The following is a 267-nucleotide window of genomic DNA, read 5'->3' on the forward strand; positions in this document are numbered from 1 at the left end:
GTGATTGCCATTATTTTCGTCTGGGTGCTGTGGAATAAAACCCGCTTCGGCAAAAACATTTTTGCTATCGGCGGTAACCCGGAAGCGGCGAAAGTCTCAGGCGTTAACGTCAACCTGAACCTGATCATGATTTATGCCCTGTCAGGTGTGTTCTATGCCTTCGGCGGGATGCTGGAAGCGGGTCGTATCGGTTCGGCCACCAACAACCTTGGCTTTATGTATGAGCTGGATGCGATTGCGGCCTGCGTGGTCGGCGGTGTCTCCTTC

1 protein-coding gene is annotated in these 267 nt (G+C 53.2%); it reads left to right on the top strand.

The window, feature by feature from the left end; translation table 11 throughout:
- Positions 1–267, top strand: a 267-nt coding sequence (locus tag SB756_RS30830) for an ABC transporter permease subunit (protein WP_410913337.1), incomplete at both ends; no start/stop codon positions are given.

The organism is Pseudomonas sp. SIMBA_068 (assembly GCF_046534705.1).
Taxonomy (GTDB): domain Bacteria; phylum Pseudomonadota; class Gammaproteobacteria; order Pseudomonadales; family Pseudomonadaceae; genus Aquipseudomonas; species Aquipseudomonas putida.